General features: G+C 74.0%; 19 protein-coding genes. All 19 read left to right on the forward strand.

Annotated elements, in window-relative coordinates; all coding sequences use genetic code 11:
• The first annotated feature begins 98 nt into the window (after positions 1-98).
• The 19 genes from ACZ402_RS15030 (at position 99) to ACZ402_RS15120 (ending at position 22,193) form a co-directional block, all read left to right on the forward strand.
• Complete coding sequence (locus ACZ402_RS15030; RefSeq protein WP_375824468.1) at positions 99-1,766, forward strand: UDP-N-acetylmuramoyl-L-alanyl-D-glutamate--2,6-diaminopimelate ligase; 1,668 nt, start codon at positions 99-101, stop codon at positions 1,764-1,766.
• Entirely contained in the window at positions 1,763-3,211 is a 1,449-nt protein-coding gene (locus ACZ402_RS15035) for a UDP-N-acetylmuramoyl-tripeptide--D-alanyl-D-alanine ligase (protein ID WP_375824469.1), read from the forward strand. The genes ACZ402_RS15030 and ACZ402_RS15035 overlap by 4 nt, the downstream gene beginning before the upstream one ends.
• Entirely contained in the window at positions 3,208-4,290 is a 1,083-nt protein-coding gene (gene mraY / locus ACZ402_RS15040) for a phospho-N-acetylmuramoyl-pentapeptide-transferase (RefSeq protein ID WP_047234006.1), read from the forward strand. Before ACZ402_RS15035 ends, mraY begins: the two co-directional genes overlap by 4 nt.
• The gene (murD, locus tag ACZ402_RS15045; RefSeq protein ID WP_375824470.1) at positions 4,290-5,738 is read left to right on the forward strand and encodes a UDP-N-acetylmuramoyl-L-alanine--D-glutamate ligase; all 1,449 of its coding nucleotides are present in this window, start codon (positions 4,290-4,292) and stop codon (positions 5,736-5,738) included. Before mraY ends, murD begins: the two co-directional genes overlap by 1 nt.
• 186 nt (positions 5,739-5,924) lie before the next feature.
• Entirely contained in the window at positions 5,925-7,106 is a 1,182-nt protein-coding gene (gene ftsW, locus ACZ402_RS15050) for a putative lipid II flippase FtsW (protein ID WP_375824471.1), read from the forward strand.
• Between the two features lie 100 nt (positions 7,107-7,206).
• The gene (murG, locus tag ACZ402_RS15055) at positions 7,207-8,361 is read left to right on the forward strand and encodes an undecaprenyldiphospho-muramoylpentapeptide beta-N-acetylglucosaminyltransferase (protein WP_375824472.1); all 1,155 of its coding nucleotides are present in this window, start codon (positions 7,207-7,209) and stop codon (positions 8,359-8,361) included.
• Positions 8,358-9,836, forward strand: coding sequence for a UDP-N-acetylmuramate--L-alanine ligase (gene murC / locus ACZ402_RS15060; protein WP_375824474.1), 1,479 nt, complete (start codon positions 8,358-8,360; stop codon positions 9,834-9,836). The genes murG and murC overlap by 4 nt, the downstream gene beginning before the upstream one ends.
• A 326-nt stretch (positions 9,837-10,162) precedes the next feature.
• Positions 10,163-10,888, forward strand: a complete 726-nt coding sequence (locus ACZ402_RS15065) for a cell division protein FtsQ/DivIB (RefSeq protein ID WP_375824475.1) — start codon at positions 10,163-10,165, stop codon at positions 10,886-10,888.
• Between the two features lie 161 nt (positions 10,889-11,049).
• Positions 11,050-12,387, forward strand: coding sequence for a cell division protein FtsZ (gene ftsZ / locus ACZ402_RS15070; RefSeq protein ID WP_375824476.1), 1,338 nt, complete (start codon positions 11,050-11,052; stop codon positions 12,385-12,387).
• A 27-nt stretch (positions 12,388-12,414) separates the two neighbouring features.
• Positions 12,415-13,227 carry a peptidoglycan editing factor PgeF gene (pgeF, locus tag ACZ402_RS15075; RefSeq protein WP_375824477.1) on the forward strand — a complete coding sequence of 271 codons (813 nt, stop codon included), beginning with the start codon at positions 12,415-12,417 and terminating at the stop codon, positions 13,225-13,227.
• Positions 13,228-13,366: 139 nt separating this feature from the next.
• Entirely contained in the window at positions 13,367-13,852 is a 486-nt protein-coding gene (locus ACZ402_RS15080; RefSeq protein WP_047234000.1) for a cell division protein SepF, read from the forward strand.
• A gap of 157 nt (positions 13,853-14,009) precedes the next feature.
• Positions 14,010-14,300 carry a YggT family protein gene (locus tag ACZ402_RS15085; protein ID WP_375824478.1) on the forward strand — a complete coding sequence of 97 codons (291 nt, stop codon included), beginning with the start codon at positions 14,010-14,012 and terminating at the stop codon, positions 14,298-14,300.
• 226 nt (positions 14,301-14,526) lie between these two features.
• Positions 14,527-15,195 (forward strand): DivIVA domain-containing protein, encoded by a 669-nt coding sequence (locus tag ACZ402_RS15090; RefSeq protein WP_047233999.1) that lies wholly within the window; start codon positions 14,527-14,529, stop codon positions 15,193-15,195.
• Positions 15,196-15,329: 134 nt separating this feature from the next.
• Positions 15,330-15,791: a TraR/DksA family transcriptional regulator gene (locus ACZ402_RS15095; protein ID WP_375824479.1), complete on the forward strand. Its 462-nt coding sequence runs from the start codon at positions 15,330-15,332 to the stop codon at positions 15,789-15,791.
• Positions 15,792-15,861: 70 nt separating this feature from the next.
• Positions 15,862-16,581, forward strand: coding sequence for a signal peptidase II (locus tag ACZ402_RS15100; RefSeq protein WP_375824480.1), 720 nt, complete (start codon positions 15,862-15,864; stop codon positions 16,579-16,581).
• Positions 16,578-17,510 carry an RluA family pseudouridine synthase gene (locus ACZ402_RS15105; RefSeq protein WP_375824481.1) on the forward strand — a complete coding sequence of 311 codons (933 nt, stop codon included), beginning with the start codon at positions 16,578-16,580 and terminating at the stop codon, positions 17,508-17,510. Before ACZ402_RS15100 ends, ACZ402_RS15105 begins: the two co-directional genes overlap by 4 nt.
• Positions 17,507-18,040: a GNAT family N-acetyltransferase gene (locus ACZ402_RS15110; protein WP_375824482.1), complete on the forward strand. Its 534-nt coding sequence runs from the start codon at positions 17,507-17,509 to the stop codon at positions 18,038-18,040. The genes ACZ402_RS15105 and ACZ402_RS15110 overlap by 4 nt, the downstream gene beginning before the upstream one ends.
• Before the next feature lie 98 nt (positions 18,041-18,138).
• Complete coding sequence (dnaE, locus tag ACZ402_RS15115; protein WP_375824483.1) at positions 18,139-21,675, forward strand: DNA polymerase III subunit alpha; 3,537 nt, start codon at positions 18,139-18,141, stop codon at positions 21,673-21,675.
• 5 nt (positions 21,676-21,680) lie between these two features.
• On the forward strand, positions 21,681-22,193 hold the full coding sequence (locus ACZ402_RS15120) for an NUDIX domain-containing protein (protein ID WP_375824484.1): 513 nt from the start codon (positions 21,681-21,683) through the stop codon (positions 22,191-22,193).
• The last annotated feature ends 40 nt before the right edge of the window (positions 22,194-22,233 follow it).

Below are 22,233 nucleotides of genomic sequence, written 5' to 3' on the forward strand. Positions count from 1 at the left end.
GACGGTGTCCGTGGAGGTCCGGTGAAGCCTGGTCCGGTGCGGCGGCCGGGGCGGGACGGCTTGCGAGGGTGGCGGTCCCGGCACGGTAGGTTCTACACGTGACATCCCCGATCGACCGCCTTCGTCCTGCCGCGACCACCCGCCGGTCGGTCGAGGACCTGGCAGCACGGTTCGGCCTCGACGTCCGCGCAGGTGACGGGTCCGGAGGGCCGTCCGCACCGGGCGCCGTCGAGGTGTGGGGGGTCGCCTCCGACGACCGCACGGCGGACGCGGGCGACCTCTTCGTCGCCCTCCCGGGTGCCCGCGCGCACGGGGCGCGCTTCGCTCCCGCCGCCGTCGCGCGCGGGGCGCACGCCGTCCTCACGGACGAGCAAGGCGCGGCGTCGGTGGCCGAGGCGGACCTGGGCGTCCCGGTGCTCGTCGCCGCGGACCCGCGCGCGCTGCTCGGCCCCGTCGCCGCGTGGGTCTACGGCAGCCCGGCGCAGGACCTCACGACGTTCGGCGTGACGGGGACGAACGGCAAGACCACCACCACGTACCTCGTCGACCACGCGCTGCGCGCGCTCGGCTGGAAGGGCGGCCTCATCGGCACGGTGGAGATGCGGTCGGGAGACCGCGTCCTGCCGAGCTGCCTCACGACGCCCGAGGCGGCCGACCTGCAGGCGCTGCTCGCGGCGATGCGCGAGGACACCGTGCGCACCCTCGCGATGGAGGTCTCCTCGCACGCGCTCGCGCTGCACCGGGTCGACGGGCTCGTGTTCGACGTCGTCGGCTTCACGAACCTCAGCCAGGACCACCTCGACTTCCACGGCGACCTGCAGGAGTACTTCGAGGCGAAGGCGCTCCTGTTCACGCCGGAGCACGCCCGCCGCGGCGTCGTCGTCGTCGACGACGCGTGGGGCGAGCGCATGGTCGCGGCGTCCCGCGTCCCGGTCGCGACGCTGCGCGTGAGCCCGCAGGACACGGCGGACGACCAGCCTGCCGCCGACTGGACCGTGCACGACGTCGAGCCGTCGGCGGCGGGGGGCTCCGCGTTCACGCTGCGCCACCGTGACGGGCGGAGCGTGCGCACGACGACGGCCCTGCCCGGTGCGTTCAACGTCGCCAACGCGGCGCTCGCCCTCGCGCTCGTGCTCGAGGCGGGCACGGACCCGCGCGACCTGGAGGCGGCGCTCGAGGCGGCCGGCGGGCTCACCCCGGCGGTCCCGGGTCGCATGGAGCTCGTCTCGCGTCCGCCGCACCGCCCGCGCGTCGTCGTCGACTTCGCCCACAACCCGGACGCGCTCGCGCTCGCGCTCGACGCGCTGCGCCCGACGACGCCCGGTCGCCTGGTCGTCGTGTTCGGCGCCACGGGTGACCGCGACCGCGGAAAGCGGCCCACGATGGGCGGCGTCGCGGTCGAGGGGGCCGACGTCGTCGTCGTGACGGACGACGACCCGCACGGCGAGGACCCCGCCGCGATCCGGGCCGAGGTACTCCCGGGCGCGCACGCCGCGCGCGAGGCGGCGGCCGCCGCGCCCGAGCCGCGCGACGTCGTGGTGCTCGAGGTCGCGCCGCGCGCACGGGCGATCCGCGAGGCGATCGCCGCCGCGGGCCCCGACGACACGGTGCTCGTCGCGGGCCGCGGTCACGAGGTGTGGCAGGAGATCGCCGGCGTCGACCACCCCCTGGACGACCGTGTCGAGGCGCGTGCCGCGCTCGAGGAGCGGGCCGCGGCCGGCGCACCCCACGGAACCCCCGACGACCTGAAGGAGCACCACGCATGATCGAGCTCACTGCGGCGCAGGTGGCCGCAGCGACCGGCGGACGGCTGTCCGCCGACCCGGAGGTGCGGGTCGGGGGGCCCGTCGTCGTCGACTCGCGCCGGGTCGGGCCCGGGTCGCTCTTCGTCGCGCTGCCCGGCGAGCACGTCGACGGCCACGACTACGCGGCCGGGGCCGTCGCCGCCGGCGCGACCCTGGTCCTCGCGGCCCGCGAGCTCGACGTGCCGTGCGTCGTCGTCGACGACGTCCAGACCGCCCTCGGCGAGCTCGCCCGGCACGTGCTCGCGACGCTGCGCGAGCGTGGCGACCTGCGCGTCGTCGCGGTGACCGGCTCGGTGGGCAAGACCACGACCAAGGACCTGCTGGGGCAGCTCCTGCGGCCCGAGGGCGAGACGGTCGTGCCGCGGGGCTCGTTCAACAACGAGATCGGGCTCCCCCTCACCGTGCTCGAGGCGGACGCGTCGACGCGGTTCCTCGTGCTGGAGATGGGGGCGAGCGGCGTCGGCCACCTCACCTACCTGACGCGCATCGCGCCGCCCGACGTCTCGGTGGTCCTCGTCGTGGGCAGCGCCCACCTCGGGGAGTTCGGCGGGATCGAGGCCGTGGCGCGCGCGAAGGCGGAGATCGTCACGGGCCTGGCCCCGGACGGGGTCGCGGTGCTCAACGCCGACGACCTCAGGGTCGCCGCCATGGCCGACGCCGCCCCGGGCGACGTCGTCACGTTCGGCACGATCCCCGCGTCCGACGTGCGCGCCGAGGACCTCGGGATCGACCGGACCGGCCGTGCGTCCTTCACGCTGCGCGTCCGTCCGGGAGCTGCCGGGGACGCGCGGCCGACCGAGGAGACGCACGCGCGCGTGACCCTCGGCCTGGTGGGGGAGCACCACGTGACGAACGCCCTCGCGGCCGCGACGGCGGCGCTGCGCCTCGGTGTCGCGCTGCCGGACGTCGCCGCGCGGCTGTCCGACGCGCGCGCGCTGAGCCCGCACCGGATGCAGGTCACCGAGCGTCCCGACGGCGTGACGGTGATCGACGACTCGTACAACGCCAACCCCGACTCGATGCGGGCGGCGCTCAAGGCGCTGGCCGTCATGGCGGGACGCGACCGGCGATCCGTCGCGGTGCTCGGCGAGATGCTCGAGCTCGGCGAGGACTCGCGCGTCGCTCACGACGACATCGGCCGGCTCGTGGTCCGATTGAACGTCAAGCTGCTCGTCGTGGTCGGCGAGGGTGCCGGCGGGATCCACGACGGTGCGACCCAGGAGGGTTCGTGGGGCGACGAGACGCGGTTCGTCCCCGACGTGGAGGCGGCGTCCGCGCTGCTGCGCGACGAGCTGCGGGAAGGGGACGTCGTGCTCGTGAAGGCCTCGAACGGGTCCGGGCTGTGGCGGCTCGGCGACGAGCTGGCCGCGGCCGGCGCGGACACGTCCGGAGGTGACGGCGCATGATCGCGATCATCGTCGCGGCGGGCGTCTCCCTGCTCGTCGCCCTCTTCGGGACGCCGCTGTTCATCCGGTTCCTCGTCCACCGCAACTACGGGCAGTTCGTCCGCCAGGACGGTCCGACGGCGCACTTCACCAAGCGCGGGACGCCCACCATGGGCGGGGTCGTGATCATCGGGGCGACGCTGCTCGGCTGGGCGATGTCGTACGTCGTCTCCGGGCGGTTCCCGAGCGTGTCCTCGCTGCTCGTGCTCTTCCTCATGACCGGGCTCGGGATCGTCGGGTTCCTCGACGACTTCACGAAGATCCGCAAGCAGCGCAGCCTCGGCCTCACGGCGCGCGCCAAGATCATCGGCCAGGGGGCCGTCGGCATCGCGTTCGCGGTGCTCGCCCTGCAGTTCCCCAACGAGCACGGCCGGACGCCCGCGTCGACGCGCATCTCCTTCCTGCGCGACACGAACCTCGACCTCGCGTTCGCGGGCGCGACGGTCGGGCTGATCCTGTTCGTGATCTGGGCGAACTTCCTCATCACGGCGTGGTCGAACGCGGTGAACCTGACGGACGGCCTCGACGGCCTCGCGACGGGCGTGTCGCTCATCGTGTTCGGCTCGTACGTGCTCGTGGGGATCTGGCAGCTCAACCAGACGTGCCAGCGCCTCGCCTCGGCGGGTCCCAGCTGCTACGAGACGCGAGACCCGCAGGACCTCGCGATCGTCGCCGCGGCGATCGTCGGCGCGTGCTTCGGCTTCCTGTGGTGGAACGCGAGCCCGGCGAAGATCTTCATGGGCGACACCGGCTCGCTCGCCCTCGGCGGCGCGCTCGCCGGCCTGTCGATCCTCACGCGGACCGAGTTCCTCGCGCTCATCATCGGCGGCCTCTTCGTCATCATCGTCCTCTCCGACGTCATCCAGATCGGCTTCTTCAAGATGACCGGTCGGCGCGTGTTCAAGATGGCCCCGCTGCACCACCACTTCGAGCTGTCGGGCTGGGGCGAGGTCACCATCGTGATCCGCTTCTGGCTCATCGCCGGGCTGTTCGCCGCGCTGGGCATCGGGATCTTCTACGCCGAGTGGGTGGTCGGCTAGTGGCACGCGACCGTCACGACCTCGCGGTCCCGCTCGACGCGGCGCGCGTGGTCGTCGCCGGCCTCGGCGTCTCGGGCCGGGCGGCCGCCGCCGCCCTCGCGACCCGGGCCGCCGCCGTCGTCACGCTCGACGACCGCGCCGAGGACGCCGACCTGCGCGCCGCCGACGACGTCGACCTCGCGGCGACCGACCTCGTCGTCGTCTCGCCGGGCTGGCCGCCGAGCCACCCGCTCCTCGTGGCCGCGGCCGAGCGGGGCGTGCCGGTGTGGAGCGAGGTCGAGCTCGCCTGGCGCCTGCGCGTCGACGGTCCGTCCGGGCGCCCGGCGCCCTGGCTCGCCGTGACCGGGACGAACGGCAAGACGACGACCGTCGAGATGCTCGAGACGATCCTGCGGACCGCCGGGCTGCGCGCGGCGGCAGTGGGCAACGTCGGCACGCCGGTGGTCGAGGCGGCGGGCGACCCCACGCTCGACGTGCTCGCCGTGGAGCTCTCGAGCTTCCAGCTCCACTTCACGCACACGACGTCACCCGAGGCGGGTGCCGTGCTCAACGTGGCCCCCGACCACCTCGACTGGCACGGCGGGATCGACGCGTACGCGGCGGACAAGGGCCGGGTCTTCGAGGACGCGCAGGTGGCGTGCGTGTACAACGCCGCGGACCCGCGCACCGAGGCGCTGGTGCGCGAGGCCGACGTGGTCGAGGGCGCGCGCGCCGTCGGCTTCACGCTCGGCGCCCCGACGCGCGGCCAGCTCGGCGTCATCGAGGACGTGCTCGTGGACCGCGCGTTCCACGCGCCCGCGGACGCGCCCGACCGGCACACGCACGCGGCCGAGCTCGCCACGCTGGGCGACCTCGCGCACCTGGCCGGGGCCGACGGCGTCGTGCCCGCGCACGTCGTCGCGAACGCGCTCGCCGCGGCCGCCCTCGCCCGGGCACACGGCGTCCCGGCCGTCGCCGTGCGCGACGGCCTGCGCGCGTTCCGCACGGGCTCGCACCGCATCGAGCAGGTCGCGTCGGTCGACGGCGTCGCGTACGTCGACGACTCCAAGGCGACCAACGCGCACGCCGCCTCCGCGTCGCTCGCGTCGTTCGCGCCCGGGACCGTCGTGTGGGTCGCGGGCGGCCTCGCCAAGGGCGCCTCGTTCGACGAGCTCGTCGCCGCGCGCGCCGACCGGCTGCGGGCCGTGGTCCTCATCGGCGTGGACGCGGAGCCGTTCGCGGGCGCGCTCGCCCGACACGCGCCCGATATCCCGGTCGTGCGGGTCGATCCTGGCGACACTGGGACCGTGATGCCCCGCGCCGTCGACTCCGCCCGCCGCCTCGCGCAGGCCGGCGACACGGTGCTGCTCGCCCCGGCCGGCGCGTCGATGGACCAGTTCCGCTCGTACGCGGCGCGCGGCGACGCGTTCGCCGACGCGGCGCGCGCGCTGCGCCCCGACCACGGGTAGGCCGGCCCGGCCATGACACAGACCGCGAACGGACGAGGGGCGCCGTCGACGCGCACGACCCCTCGCACGGGCGCGGGTCGGAAGTCGGCACGGGGCCGGGCGAAGCCGCCGACCGGTCGTGGGACGCGCCCCCGCACGACCGCCGCCCCGACCGAGCGGCCCTGGCTCGGGCAGTGGAACAGCACCGTGACGAGCTACTACCTCCTGGTCGGGGCGACCGCGTTGCTGACGATCATCGGGCTCGTCATGGTGTTCTCGAGCTCGGCCGTCACGGAGATCGCCGCGGGCAAGTCCCCGTTCAACGCGTTCGCCAAGCAGGCGCAGTTCGTCCTCATCGGGCTTCCGGTGCTCCTGATCGCGACGCGGATCCCGGTCGCGTGGTACCGGCGCCTCGCCTGGCCTGCGCTGGTCGCGGCGGTGGCGCTACAGCTCCTCATCTTCACGCCGCTCGCGAAGAACGTGAACGGCAACACGAACTGGATCGACCTGGGCGCCTTCGACGTGCAGCCGTCGGAGGTCGCCAAGCTCGCCCTCGCGCTGTGGCTCGGCGCGGTGCTCGGGCGCAAGCAGCGGCTGCTCGGGCAGTGGCGCCACGTGCTCGTCCCCGCGGTGCCGGTCGCCGTGGTGGTGATCGGGCTCGTCCTGGCGGGACACGACCTGGGCACGGCCCTCGTGCTCATGGCGCTCGTCGCCGGCGCGTTTTTCGTCTCGGGCGCCGACGGCCGGTTGCTCGCGCTCGGTGCCGGTATCGCCGCGTTCGTCGTGGGCTACGTCTTCATCCTCAACCAGTCGGGCGGCGACCGGCTGGGGCGCATCATGGCCACCTACCGTGAGTGCACGGACACGCTCGGCGAGTGCTACCAGTCCCTGCACGGGCAGTGGGCGCTGGGCACCGGCGGCCTCACGGGCGTCGGCCTCGGGGCGAGCCGCGAGAAGTGGAGCTACCTGCCCGAGGCGCACAACGACTTCATCTTCGCCGTGATCGGCGAGGAGCTGGGCCTCTTCGGCACGCTCCTCGTCCTCGGCCTGTTCGTGATCGTCGGCGTCGCGACGAGCCGGATCATCCGGCGGCACCCGGACCCGTTCGTGAAGATCACGACCGCCGCGATCGCGTGCTGGATCGTCGGGCAGGCCTTCATCAACATCGGCGTCGTGATCGGACTGCTCCCCGTGATCGGCGTCCCGCTGCCGCTCGTCTCCGCGGGCGGCTCCGCGCTCATCATGACCATGGCCGCGCTCGGCGTGCTCATCTCCTTCGCCCGCACCGAGCCCGGCGCGGCGGAGGCGCTGGCGGCGCGGGGGAGCGTCGTGCGGCGCTCGCTCGCGGTCGTCGGCCGGGCGGCGCGGCCCCGGCGCCGGGCGCGATGATCCCCGGTCCCGGGACCGGGCGACGCCCGGCTCCGGCGGCCCACAGCATCAGACCACAGCCAGGACGCGGCACCCGCCGCAAGGAAGGACGACGAGGTACGTGACGACGATCGGTTCGGTGGTGCTCGCAGGCGGCGGGACGGCGGGGCACGTGAACCCGCTCCTGGCAGTGGCGGACGAGCTGCGGGCGCGTGAGCCCGGCGTGGTGGTGACCGCGCTCGGGGTCGCGGGCGGACTGGAGGACGACCTCGTCCCCGCGCGCGGCTACCCGCTGCGGCACGTGCCGCGCGTCCCGCTCCCGCGGCGTCCGAGCGCCGAGTGGGTGAACCTCCCGGGGCGGCTCAAGTCGGCGGTCGACGCGGCGGGCGCCGTGATCGACGAGACGGACGCACGCGTCGTCGTGGGCTTCGGCGGCTACGTCTCGACCCCCGCCTACCTCGCCGCGCGCCGTCGTGACGTCCCGGTGGTGATCCACGAGCAGAACGCGCGCCCCGGGCTCGCCAACCGGCTCGGTGCCCGGTGGGCCGCGCGCGTCGGCGTGACGTTCGAGGGCACGCCGCTCAAGGGCGGCGTGGTGACCGGCCTGCCGCTGCGCCGCGAGATCCAGGACCTCGTGGCCGCCCGCGCGGCCGACGCGATGGCCGTGCGTGCGGACGCCGCGGCGCGGCTCGGGCTCGACCCGGGCCGGCGCACGCTCGTCGTCACGGGCGGGTCGCTCGGGGCGCAGAGCCTCAACGAGGCGGTCTCCGGGGCGGCCGACGCGCTCCTCGGCGCGGGTGCGCAGGTGCTCCACCTGACGGGCAAGGGGAAGGACGCCGCCGTCCGCGACGCGGCCGCGGCCGCCGTCGCGTCGCGCCCCGGCGCGCGGTACGACGTGCGCGAGTACCTCGCCGAGATGCAGCTCGCGCTCGCCGTCGCGGACCTGGTCGTGTGCCGCGCGGGCGCCGGGACGGTGGGCGAGCTCGCGGCGCTGGGCGTCCCCGCCGTGTACGTCCCCCTGCCGATCGGCAACGGCGAGCAGCGGCTCAACGCGGGCCCAGTGGTCGCCGCGGGCGGCGGCCTGCTCGTCGACGACGCGCAGCTCGACGCGGCCTGGGTCGCGCGCGAGGTCCCGGCGCTGCTCGGCGATCCGGGGCGCCTCGACGCGATGGCGAGCGCGGCGGCCGGTGCGGGGGTGCGCGACGGCGCAGCGCGCGTCGCCGACCTCGTCGCGGAGGCGGTCGCCGCCGCCGGCCGGACCGGGACGCGCTCGTGACGGCGCACGGCGCCGCCGGCCCGGTCCCGCTCGAGGAGCTGGGGACCGTCCACCTCGTCGGGGTCGGGGGTGCGGGCATGTCGGTGATCGCCCGGCTCCTCGCCGCCCACGGCGTCCGGGTCCAGGGCTCGGACGCGCGCGAGAGCGAGACGCTCGCCGCGCTCCGGGCCGACGGCGTGCGGGTCTGGGCGGGCCACGACGCCGCCCACGTCGCGGGCGCCGACACCGTGGTGGTCTCGAGCGCGGTCCGCGAGTCGAACCCGGAGCTCTCCGCCGCGCGTGCCGCGGGGCTGCGCGTGCTGCACCGCTCGCAGGCGCTCGCGTCGCTCATGGTGCGCGGCCGCTCGGTCGCGGTCGCCGGCGCGCACGGCAAGACGACGACGTCCGCGATGATCGCGACGGTCCTGCGCGGCGCGGGCCTCGACCCGTCGTTCGCGATCGGCGGCACGGTGCTCACCGCCGACGGTCCCGTCGCCGGGGGCCACCTCGGGTCCGACGTCCTCGTGGCCGAGGCCGACGAGTCCGACGGCTCGTTCCTCAACTACGCGCCCGACGTCGCGGTCGTGACGAACGTGGAGCCGGACCACCTCGACCACTACGGGTCGCGCGCGGCGTTCGAGCAGGCGTTCGTCGACTTCGCGGCGCGGATCGCACCGGGCGGGACGCTCGTCGCGTGCGCGGACGACGCCGGGGCGCGGGCGCTCGCGGCGGCCCACGCCGAGGGCGGGGGCGTGGTCGTCACCTACGGCGCGGCCGCGGACGTCGACGTGCGCGTGTCGGACGTGCGCCCGACCGTCGACGACGGGCGCGCGGGGGTGCGGGCGTCGCTCGCGGGTGCTGTCGGGGGCGCCACGCTCGACGGGCTCGAGCTGGGGCTGCGCGTGCCGGGCCACCACAACGCGCTGAACGCCACGGCGGCGGTCGTGACGGCGGTCGTGCTCGGCGTGGAGCCGGCGACGGCGGTCGCCGCGGCGCACGGCTTCCTCGGCACGGGACGCCGGTTCGAGGCGCGCGGCGAGGTGGGCGGGGTGCGGGTCGTCGACGACTACGCGCACCACCCGACGGAGGTCGCGGCGCTGCTGGCCGCCGCGCGGCCGGTCGCCGCGGGTGGCCGGGTCCTCGTGCTCTTCCAGCCGCACCTCTACTCGCGCACCGCGACGTTCGCGCGCGAGTTCGCGCAGGCGCTGGGGGCCGCGGACGAGGTCGTGGTCACCGGGATCTACGCGGCGCGGGAGGATCCGGACCCGGCCGTGGGACCACGCACGATCACGGACCTGATGGACGCTCCCGGCGTGGTGGTGGCGGCCGTCGAGGACCGGGTCGAGGCCGCGCGCCGCGTCGCGGACGCCGCGCGGCCGGGGGACCTCGTCCTCACGGTTGGAGCCGGCGACGTGACGGAGCTGGGTGCGGTGGTCCTCGCGCGGATCGCCGAGCGGACCGCCGGCGCCGGGGCTCCCGGAGGGGGCGCGGCCTGATGCGCCCGCCGCCCCGGCCCCGACCCGCCGCACCCCGACCGGACCGGTCGGGGGCGGGAGAGCGCGCGGCGCGGCCCGCGGCCCCGGCACGGTCGGGGACGCCGAAGCCGGTCACCCGGGCGCCGGCCGAGGAGACGCCCACCCGGCCCGTCCGCCGCGTGACCTCCTCCGGTCGCGAGCTCGTGCCGTCGACCACCGAGCGACCCCGGGCGGGCGGGCCCGCGACGGGACCGCAGAGCGTCCGAGGGCGGCCGCGGGGTTCCGCGCGGACGCCGACCGCCCCGCGCGGGACGCCGACGGCGCCGGTCGGCGTGGTGTCGCACGGGATGACCGAGCGGCTGGCCGAGCGCGACGCGATGCGCCGGCACCGGGTGCGCACCCGCGTGCTGGGGTGGGTCTCGGGCGCTCTCGTGGTGGCCGCGCTCGTGTGGCTCGCGTTCTTCTCCTCGGTGCTCGGGCTCGACCCGGAGGACGTGACGATCTCGGGGGAGGGCACGGTGATCGACCCGGCCCAGGTCGAGGCCGTGGTCGCGGAGTCCGCCGGGGTGCCGCTGCCGCGGCTCGACACCGTCGCCCTGCGCGAGCGGGTCCTGGCGCTCAACGGCGTCCGCGACGTCGAGATCCGCCGCGCCTGGCCGGCAGGGCTGACCGTGCGGCTCGAGTCGCGCGAGCCCGTGGTCGCGGTCCCGGTGGACGGTGGGTTCGCGCTGCTCGACGCGGACGGCGTGCAGGTGCGGACGGACCCCGCCGTCCCCGACGGCCTGCCGGAGATCGACGCCCCGCTCGATGACCGAGGGGCCAAGGCGCTCGACGCGGCGCTCGTGCTCCTCAACGCGCTGCCGGCCGACCTCCACGCGCAGGTCGCCGAGGTCTCGGCCCCGACGCGGGACGCCGTCCGGATGACCCTGCGCGACGGCGTCGTGGTGGAGTGGGGGAGCGCGGAGGAGGCGGCGCTCAAGGTCCGCGTCCTGCAGACGCTGCGGGCGGTGCCGGAGAACGCGGGCGTGACGCTCTACGACGTCTCGGCACCCACGATGCCGGTGACGCGGTGACCCGCACGGTGGCGTCCCGACCGGGGATCGCCGACACGCGCGAGGCGGTCGTTGATGATGGGCACGTCGACACCTACGGTCGACCCATGAACGACCTGACATAACTATAACCCTCTAGTTGAGGGTGAAGGTTCAGGGCTGACCGATCGAGAGGCATTGACGTGGCAACTCCGCAGAACTACCTAGCAGTGATCAAGGTGGTCGGCATCGGCGGTGGGGGCGTGAACGCCGTCAACCGGATGATCGAGGTCGGCCTCAAGGGCGTCGAGTTCATCGCCATCAACACGGACGCGCAGGCGCTCCTCATGTCGGACGCCGACGTCAAGCTCGACGTCGGCCGCGAGCTGACGCGCGGCCTCGGCGCCGGCGCGGACCCCGAGGTCGGCAAGAAGGCCGCCGAGGACCACGCCGAGGAGATCGAGGACGTGCTGCGCGGCGCGGACATGGTCTTCGTCACCGCGGGCGAGGGCGGCGGCACCGGCACGGGCGGCGCGCCCGTCGTCGCGCGGATCGCTCGCTCGCTCGGTGCGCTCACCGTCGGCGTCGTGACCCGGCCGTTCACGTTCGAGGGTCGTCGCCGCTCCGTCCAGGCGGACCAGGGCATCGAGAACCTCCGCAACGAGGTCGACACCCTCATCGTCATCCCCAACGACCGCCTCCTGTCGATGTCCGACCGCAACGTCAGCGCGCTCCAGGCGTTCCACCAGGCCGACCAGGTGCTGCTCTCCGGTGTGCAGGGCATCACGGACCTCATCACGACGCCCGGCCTCATCAACCTCGACTTCGCCGACGTGAAGTCGGTCATGCAGGGGGCGGGCAGCGCCCTCATGGGCATCGGCAACGCGCGGGGCGACGACCGCGCGGTCCAGGCCGCCGAGATGGCGATCTCGTCGCCGCTCCTGGAGGCCAGCATCGACGGCGCCCACGGCGTGCTCCTGTCGATCCAGGGCGGCTCCGACCTCGGCCTCTTCGAGATCAACGAGGCGGCGCGCCTGGTCCACGAGGCCGCCCACACCGAGGCGAACATCATCTTCGGCGCCGTGATCGACGACGCCCTGGGCGACGAGGTGCGCGTCACCGTCATCGCCGCGGGCTTCGACGGCGGCGCGCCGCAGGTCCGCGGCGACGCCCGCGCGCTCGGCCAGGTGGCCGGGGCGCAGCGCCCGGCGACGAGCGCGATCCCGGTCGTCCCGGCGGCGCGCCCGGTGCCGCCGGCGCCGACGACGGGCGCGCACACGCTGCCCCGCCCGGTGGTGCCGATCCAGCCGGAGGCCGACGACGTGCCCGTCACGCTCGACGGCGGCTCGGGCCCGGTCCCCGTCCAGCCGACGGCCGCCCCGACGTTCACGGTGGTCGGCTCGGGCGACGCGGCGAACCAGAACGCCGACGCGGTGCCGGGCGGCCAGAACGCGGGCGTCGAGGTGCCGCCGCGGATCTTCGACGAGGAGCCCGCGCGCCGCAAGGTCGAGGAGCTCGACGTCCCCGACTTCCTCAAGTGACCCGGTGCTGACCCAGGACCGGGCCCGATGAGCACCCGACCTGCGTCCGACGGGAGGGGCGGCGTCTTCGACGCCACCCCTCCCGTCGTGCTCGAGGTGGACCTCGGTCCCGGCGTGCGTGCCGGGTTCACGACGCGCACGGGCGGAGTCTCGCCGGCGCCGTGGGACTCGCTCAACCTCGGCCTGAACGTGACCGACGACGCGTCGCGCGTCCGGAGCAACCGTGCCCGCGCCGCCGCGTGGCTCGGTGCGCCGGTCGCCTTCTCCTCCCAGGTGCACGGCACGGACGTCGTGCGGCTGGGCTCCCCGCCCCGGGACGCGGACGGCGCGCCCGTCGACTCCGTGGGCGAGGCCGACGCGATGGTCGCGACCGCACCGGGCACGGGGCTCGGCGTGCTCGTGGCCGACTGCGTGCCCGTGCTCCTCGCGGACGCCGACGCGGGTGTCGTCGGGGTCGCCCACGCCGGACGGCGCGGGCTCGCGCACGGCGTCGTCCCGGCGGTCCTCGAGGCGATGCGCGCCGCGGGGGCGCGGGTCGGGGACGTCCGGGCCGCCGTCGGGCCGAGCGCGTGCGGCCGGTGCTACGAGGTCCCCGCGACGATGCGCGACGACGTCGCGCTCGCGCGGCCGGCCACGCGGTCCACGACGTCGTGGGGCACCCCCGCGCTCGACCTGCCGGCCGGCGTGGTGACCGACCTCGTCGCCGCGGGGGTCGAGGACGTCGTGCACGTCGACGCGTGCACGATCGAGGACGACCGGTTCTTCTCGCACCGACGCGCGGCGATCGGCGGGACGACGACCGGTCGCTTCGCCGGTCTGGTCACGCTCTCCGGCGCGTGAGGGCCCCGTCCTCGACCTCCGGGTGAGTTGCGGACGCCGGGCGTGTCGTCCCGGGATCGTCCGACGCCCTCGGTTAGCGTGAACGCACCGGTCCGACGGCCGGTGGACCGACGGATCGATCGAGGACGGAGCAAGGCCCATGGCGGGAGCGCTGCGCAAGACCATGCTGTATCTGGGCCTCGCTGATGATCGCGGCGAGGACGAGCAGGACGAGTACGTCGACGAGCTCGACGAGACGGGGGCGGACGTGTCGCACGACTACCAGGCCCAGGTGACGCCGCTGCACCGCGCGCTCGGACCGCGCGAGGTGCCGCAGACGAGCATGTCGGCCGCCGAGCTGCGCCGGATCACGACGGTCCACCCGCGGTCGTACAACGACGCGCGCGTGATCGGGGAGGCGTTCCGAGGAGGGACGCCCGTGATCATGAACCTGTCGGACATGGACGACGCGGACGCGAAGCGCCTGGTCGACTTCTCCGCCGGTCTGATCTTCGGGCTCCACGGCGCGATCGAGCGCGTCACCAACAAGGTGTTCCTCCTCTCGCCCGAGCACGTGGAGATCACCGGCGAGGAGCAGGCCGCGGCGCCGGCTCCGGGGCGCGCCGGGTTCTACAACCAGAGCTGACGACGTGCGGGGCGCGCAGCGCCCGCCGAGCACGCGCCCCGCGCACGGCAGACGGAGGGACGGACGTGCCGACACGTCCGTCCCTCCGCTGCTGTCCGCCTCGCGGCGCGCGTGTCCCGTGCCCGGTCGCGGGACGCGCGTCTGGCACAGTTGACCCGTGATCTGGGACCTCATCACAGGGATCGTCGGATTCCTGCTCTGGCTCTACCTGCTGCTGCTCGTCGGTCGGCTCGTGTTCGACTGGGTGCAGTTCTTCGCGCGCGACTGGCGGCCGCGAGGCGTGATGCTCGTGCTCGCCGAGGTGATCTACTCGGCGACGGACCCGCCGCTGCGCGCGCTGCGCCGTCTCATCCCGCCGCTCTCGCTGGGGCAGGTGCGCCTCGACCTGGCGTTCATCATCCTCTTCTTCGCGGTGACGATCGCGGCGCAGATCGTGTCGTCGCTCTGAGACGCACGTCACGGGCCGCGCCGCGCCGGGACGACCACGACGGTTCGCTACGTCCGGTTCGCCCCGACCGCGACCGTCCCGACGCCACACCGTCACGTCATCCACACGGGCGCGCGGCGCGCGAACGCACGGCCGCTCCCGGCCCCTCCGGGCAATCTCCGCTACTTTGGACTCTGGTGATCGCGAGGTCGCCCGGACCGACACGCAAACGCTATGAGGTGAACCGATGGCACTGCTCACTGCAGAGGACATCCTGAACAAGAAGTTCTCGGCGACGAAGTTCCGCGAGGGGTACGACGTCGAAGAGGTCGACGACTTCTTGGACGAGGTGGTGAGGACCCTCAACTCCGTGCAGGAGGAGAACGAGGACCTCAAGTCGAAGCTCGCTGCCGCGGAGCGTCGTATCGCCGAGCTCAGCCGGGCCGACGCGTCCAGCGCTGCGGTGCAGCCCGCCGTCGTGGAGGCGCCCAAGGCGCCCGAGCCGGAGCCCGCCCCGGTGGCGCCGATCTCGCAGGCCGTCGTCGCGAAGAACGGCGCGGAGCCGGAGTCGGCGACCGGCATGCTCCAGCTCGCCCAGAAGCTGCACGACGACTACGTGCGCTCGGGCCAGGAGGAGGGTGACCGGCTCATCGCGGAGGCGAAGGAGGAGGGCACGCGCATCGTGCGCGAGGCCGAGGAGACCTCGCACCGCACGCTGTCGCAGCTCGAGCAGGAGCGCTCGCTCCTCGAGCGCAAGATCGACGAGCTGCGCATCTTCGAGCGCGACTACCGCACGCGCCTCAAGAGCTACCTGCAGAACCTGCTGGGCGACCTGGACAACCGGGGCAGCGCCCTCCCGCCGCGCAGCAACGTCGGCGGGGCGAGCCGTACGAGCGACCTCGCTCCCGGCATCTAGCACCTGCGTCGACCGTCCGGCAGCGGCCGGTACGCCTCGCACCTGCGTCTTTCCGTCTCGGCGGTCCGGCGTGGTGTGTTGTGCGTACCGGCCGCTGCGTCTACTCTCGCGTGACTCGAACTTGGAGGGGCGACATGACCAAGCTCACCACCGCGGCCCGCACGGCCGTGCGCGACCGATTCCCGAACCTCGCGAAGGACGTCAAGTCCTTCCCCGTGCGCGACGGGGAGGAGCCCTGGACCCTGCGGGAGGCCGAGGAGCTCGCTGCCGAGCTCCTCTCGGAGAAGGAGCGCCTGGAGGGGGAGCTCGCCTCCGCCGACGAGGAGCTCTCGAACCTCCTGCGCCACTCCGGCGACGGCGCCGGCGACGACCAGGCGGACTCCGGCTCGAGCGCCCTGGAGCGCGAGCAGGAGCTGACCCTCGTCAACAACGTGCGCGACCTCCTCGCGCAGACGTCGCACGCCCTCGACCGCATCGCGGCGGGCACCTACGCGACCTGCGAGGAGACCGGGCTGCCGATCGGCAAGGCACGCCTCCAGGCGTTCCCGCGGGCGAACCTCTCGGTCGAGGCGAAGCAGCGCGCCGAGCGGCGCTGAGCGCCGCGCGCCCGACCGGTCGGGCGGGGTCCGCGCGGAGGCCGGTGCCGACGTGGCAGACTTGCCGCCGATGTCCACCTCCGCGCGCCCCGAGCCCACCGACCCCGCCGACGCCGTGACCGACGCAGATCCCGGCACCGAGACCGGTACCGAGCCCGGCGTCGAGACCGGCGCTGAGACCGGCGTGGAGTCCACCGCGTCCGGCGCCGCCGTGACAACCGCCGGCCGCGGTCCGCGGCGCGTGCTCGTGGTCTGGACGGTCGTCCTCGCCGCCCTCGTCCTCGTGCTCGACCAGCTCACCAAGTGGTGGGCCGAGTCGAGCCTGACGCTCGGCGACGACACGATCCCGCTCCTGGGGTCCTTGCTCGGGCTCCGGCTCATCTACAACCCGGGTGCGGCGCTGTCCATCGCGACGGGGATGACCTGGGTCCTGACGATCGTCGTCGTGGCCGTGGTGGTCGTCATCGTGCGCATGGTGAGCCGGATCGGCTCCCGCGCGTGGGCCGTCGCGCTCGGGCTGCTGCTCGGTGGGGCGCTGGGGAACCTCCTGGACCGGTTCTTCCGGGAGCCGGGCTTCGCGCGGGGCCACGTCGTCGACTTCATCGCGTACGCGAACTGGTTCGTCGGCAACGTCGCGGACATCGCGATCGTCGGCGCCGCGGTGATGATCGCGGTGCTGTCGGTCCTCGGGATCGGGCTCGACGGGACGCGCCACGGCGCGGACGAGAAGCCCGAGGCGGACGCGCAGGGCCCGACGACGGCGCGTGCCGACGGCGAGGAGGAGCAGTGAGTCTCCGCGCGCTCCCGGTCCCGGACGGCCTCGCGGGCGAGCGGGTCGACGCCGGGCTGGCGCGGCTCCTGGGGCTCTCCCGCACGCGGGCGGCGGAGCTCGCCGCGGACGGGGCGGTCCGCCTCGACGGCCGGGAGGTCGGCAAGTCCGACCGGCTCGTCCCCGGCGGGTGGCTCGAGGTCGACGTGCCCGACGCCGCGCCGGCGGCCGTGGAGGTCGTCGCCGAGCCGGTGCCGGGCATGGGCATCGTGCACGACGACGACGACGTCGTGGTGGTCGACAAGCCCGTCGGCGTCGCGGCGCACCCCTCGCCGGGATGGACCGGCCCGACCGTCGTCGGCGCCCTCGCCGCCGCGGGGTACCGCATCTCCACGTCGGGCGCGGCGGAGCGCCAGGGCATCGTGCACCGCCTCGACGTCGGGACCTCGGGCCTCATGGTCGTCGCGAAGAGCGAGGTCGCGTACACGGCGCTCAAGCGCGCCTTCAAGGAGCGCACGGTCGAGAAGGTCTACCACGCGCTCGTCCAGGGGCACCCCGAGCCGACCACGGGGACGATCGACGCGCCCATCGGGCGGCACCCCAGCGCCGACTGGAAGTTCGCGGTCACCGCGGAGGGCAAGCCGTCGGTCACGCACTACGAGGTCCAGGAGATGCTGCCCGCCGCGTCGCTCGTCGAGGTGCACCTCGAGACCGGGCGCACGCACCAGATCCGCGTGCACTTCTCGGCGCTGCGCCACCCGTGCGTCGGCGACCTCACCTACGGCGCCGACCCGGTGCTCGCCTCGCGGGTGGCCCTGACGCGGCAGTGGCTCCACGCGGTGCGCCTCGGGTTCGAGCACCCGACGACCGGGCAGTGGCTCGAGCTGACGAGCGAGTACCCGGAGGACCTCGCGCACGCGCTCGAGGTGCTGCGCGGGGCGTACGCGTGAGCGTCGGCGCCGCCGCCGGGGCCGAGAGCGCCGGCACGGCGCGGCTGGTCGTCGAGCGGGTGGTCGACGACGCCGGCCTGGCCGCGGCGCACGCGCTGCGGCTCGCGGTGTTCGTCGACGAGCAGGGCGTGCCCGTCGAGGAGGAGATCGACGACCTCGACACCGCGCCGACGACGACGCACGTCCTCGTGCGCGACCGCGAGCGGGAGGGCGTGGTCGTCTGCACGGGGCGGCTCCTGACCGACCCGGCGCACCCGGGCGAGGTCCACGTCGGCCGGGTCGCGGTGTCCGCGTCCGCGCGCGGCACCGGCGCGGGCGCCGCGGTGATGCGCGCGCTGGAGGAGGTCGCGCTCGCCGAGCACGCGGCGTCAGGCACCGACGGGCGGCGCGTCGTGCGCGTCCTGCTCTCCGCCCAGGTCCAGGCGGTCGGCTTCTACGAGCGGCTCGGATACACGGTCTTCGGCCCCGTCTACCTCGACGCGGGGATCGACCACCGCGACGCCGGGAAGATCCTCGCGACCGACGTCTGAGGCCCGTCCTCCGGGGTCCGGGCGTCCGTCGCGTGACATGGCGCACGACCCGCCGCGACGTCGCTGGAGTGTCGGTGGTGCGCGCCTAAGATCGGTGCATGCCGACCGCCGCTGAGGACTTTGTCCACCTCCACGTCCACACCGAGTACTCGATGCTGGACGGCGCGGCGCGGATCGGCGACCTGTTCGACGAGGTCGAGCGGCTCGGCCAGAAGGCGATCGCGACGACGGACCACGGCTACGTGTTCGGGGCCTTCGAGTTCTGGTCGCGCGCGCAGGCGAAGGGCATCAAGCCGATCATCGGCGTCGAGGCGTACATCACGCCGGGGACCAGCCGGTTCGACCAGACGCGCGTGCGGTTCGGTCAGCAGGGGCAGGAGTCCGACGACGTCTCGGCGCGCGGCGCGTACACGCACATGACGCTCCTCGCCAAGGACAACGAGGGCCTGCACAACCTGTTCCGGGCGTCGTCGCTGGCGTCGCTGGACGGCCAGATGGGCAAGTGGCCCCGCATGGACCGGGACCTGCTCCAGACCTACGGCAAGGGCCTGATCGCGACGAGCGGCTGCCCGTCGGGGGAGATCCAGACCCGCCTGCGGCTCGGCCAGTGGGACGAGGCCGTGCGGACCGCGGGCGAGCTGCAGGACGTGTTCGGGCGCGAGAACTTCTACGTGGAGCTCATGGACCACGGGCTCGACATCGAGACCCGGGTCACCCAGGACCTGCTGCGCCTCGCGGAGACGATCGGCGCGCGGCTCGTCGCGACGAACGACCTGCACTACGTGCGCGAGGACGACGCGTCGAGCCAGGAGGCGCTGCTCGCGATCAACTCCGGCTCGACGCTCGACGACCCGGACCGGTTCAAGTTCGACGGGACCGGCTACTACGTGAAGTCGGCGGCCGAGATGCGCCGCGTGTTCGCCGAGCTGCCCGAGGCGTGCGACAACACGCTGCTCATCGCCGAGCAGTGCGAGGTGTCGTTCGACACCAAGGCGAACTACATGCCGCGCTTCCCCGTCCCCGACGGCGAGGACGAGACGAGCTGGTTCGTCAAGGAGATCGAGCGGGGGCTGCACCGGCGGTACCCGAACGGGATCCCGGACGCGTCGCGCAAGCAGGCGCAGTACGAGACCGAGGTCATCATCCAGATGGGCTTCCCGGGGTACTTCCTCGTGGTCGCCGACTTCATCAACTGGGCCAAGGAGCAGGGGATCCGGGTCGGGCCGGGCCGTGGCTCGGCCGCCGGGTCGATGGCCTCCTACCTCATGGGCATCACCGAGCTCGACCCGCTCGAGCACGGCCTGATCTTCGAGCGGTTCCTCAACCCCGAGCGCGTGTCGATGCCCGACGTCGACGTCGACTTCGACGAGCGTCGGCGCGGGGAGGTCATCCGGTACGTCACGGAGAAGTACGGGGACGACCGCGTCGCCCAGATCGTCACCTACGGCACGATCAAGGCGAAGCAGGCCCTCAAGGACTCCGCCCGTCTCCTGGGCTTCCCCTTCGCGATGGGCGAGAAGCTCACCAAGGCGATGCCGCCCGCGGTCATGGGCAAGGACATCCCGCTGTCCGGGATCTTCGACCCGAAGCACGAGCGCTACCCCGAGGCGGCGGAGTTCCGTCAGCTCCACGACACCGACCCCGAGGCGCAGCGCGTCGTCGAGCTCGCGCGCGGCATCGAGGGCCTGAAGCGGCAGTGGGGCGTGCACGCGGCGGGCGTCATCATGTCGAGCGACCCGCTCATCGACATCATCCCGATCATGCGCCGCCCGCAGGACGGCGCGGTCATCACGCAGTTCGACTACCCGACGTCCGAGGGCCTCGGGCTCATCAAGATGGACTTCCTGGGGCTGCGCAACCTCACGATCCTCGACGACGCGCTCGAGAACATCGTGATGAACGGCAAGGACCCGATCGAGATCGAGTCGCTCACGCTCGACGACAAGGCGTCCTACGACCTGCTGGCGCGTGGCGACACCCTCGGCGTGTTCCAGCTCGACGGCGGGCCGATGCGCGCGCTGCTGCGGCAGATGAAGCCGGACAAGTTCGACGACCTCTCGGCCGTCATCGCGCTGTACCGCCCGGGTCCCATGGGCATGAACTCGCACACGAACTACGCGCTGCGCAAGAACGGCCTGCAGAAGATCGAGCCGATCCACCCGGAGCTCGAGAAGCCGCTCGCCGAGATCCTGGACGAGACCTACGGGCTCATCGTCTACCAGGAGCAGGTGCAGCGCGCCGCGCAGATCCTCGCCGGGTACTCGCTCGGCCAGGCCGACCTGCTGCGGCGTGCGATGGGCAAGAAGAAGAAGGAGATCCTCGACAAGGAGTTCGTGCCCTTCCAGGCCGGCTGCCGCGAGCGCGGGTACTCCGACGGCGCGATCCAGGCCGTGTGGGACACGCTCGTCCCGTTCGCGGGCTACGCGTTCAACAAGGCGCACTCGGCGGGCTACGGCCTCGTCGCGTACTGGACGGCGTTCCTCAAGGCGAACTACCCGACCGAGTACATGGCGGCGCTCCTGCAGAGCGTGCGGGACGACAAGGACAAGCTCGCCCTGTACCTCAACGAGTGCCGGCGCATGCACATCACGGTGCTGCCGCCCGACGTGAACGACTCGGCGGCCAAGTTCACGGCCGTGGGCAACGACATCCGCTTCGGCCTCACGGGCGTGCGCAACGTCGGGGCGAACGTGGTCGACGCGATCATCCGCACGCGCGAGGAGAAGGGCGCGTTCACGTCGTTCACCGACTTCCTCGACAAGGTGCCGGCCGTCGTCTGCAACAAGCGCACCATCGAGTCGCTCATCAAGGCGGGCGCGTTCGACTCCCTCGGTCACCCGCGGCGCGCGCTGCTCGTCGTGCACGAGCAGGCGGTCGACTCGGTCATCAGCGTCAAGCGCAAGGAGGCCGAGGGGCAGTTCGACCTGTTCGCCGACTTCGGCGGCGACGCCGAGGACGGCATGTCGTTCTCCGTCGACGTGCCCGACCTGCCGGACTGGGACAAGAAGCAGCGGCTCGCGTTCGAGCGCGAGATGCTCGGTCTCTACGTGTCCGACCACCCGCTCTCCGGCCTGGAGCACGTGCTCACGCGGGCGGCCGACACCGGCATCGCGAACCTGCTCGCGGACGAGGGCCGCCCGGACGGGTCGACCGTGGTGATCGCGGGCCTGGTCACGTCGCTCCAGCGCAAGATGAGCAAGAACGGCAACCCGTGGGCGGCGGTGACCATCGAGGACCTCGAGGGCGCCGTGGAGGTCATGTTCTTCGGCGAGACGTACCTGGCCTACTCGACGATCCTCGCCGAGGACCAGGTGGTCGTGCTGCGCGGGCGCGTGCGCCGTCGTGACGACACGATGCAGCTCCAGGCCATGGAGGTGTCGCTGCCCGACATCACGGTGGGCGCGGAGTCGCCGCTCGCCGTGAAGGTGTCCCACACGCGCTGCGTGGAGCCCATCATCGTGCGGCTGCGCGAGGTGCTCGCGACGCACCCCGGCTCGGCCGAGGTCCACGTCCAGGTGCTGGAACCCGGCAAGACGACGGTCGTCCGCGCGGGCGACGGGCTGCGCGTCGAGAAGTCACCGGCGCTGTTCGGCGACCTCAAGGCCCTGCTCGGGCCGTCGTGCCTGGTCGGCTGACGCGGATGACCGAGGCCGTCGACGGGGCCGTGCCCGCGTCGTGGGACGACGGCTCGGCGGCGCACCGGTTCCGGGTCGTGCCCGCGGCCTACGTGCTGCTGCGCCGCGGCGACGAGGTGCTGCTCCAGCTCCGGCAGGGCACCGGGTACTGCGACGGGTTCTGGGCCGCGGCGGCGGCCGGGCACGTCGAGCCGGGGGAGTCGGCGGTGGCGGCCGCCGTGCGCGAGGCGCGGGAGGAGCTCGGCGTCGAGATCGACCCTGCCGACCTGCGACCTCTCACCGCGCTCCACCGCGGCGAGCCCGGCGGTCCGGCGCTCGAGCAGCGTGTCGACTTCTTCTTCACCGCGACGGTGTGGGGCGGTGCCGCAGTGCTCCAGGAGCGGGACAAGGCGGCCGACCTGCGGTGGTTCGGCCTCGACGACCTGCCGGACCGCGTCGTCCCGCACGAGCTGCACGTCCTGCGGGCACTCGCTGGGGGCTCCGTGCCGCCCGTCATGACCTTCGGGTTCGGCGCCTGACCCCGCACGCGCGCAGGGGTCGTCCGGGGACCGGGCGCCG

The organism is Cellulosimicrobium sp. NPDC030954 (assembly GCF_055571305.1).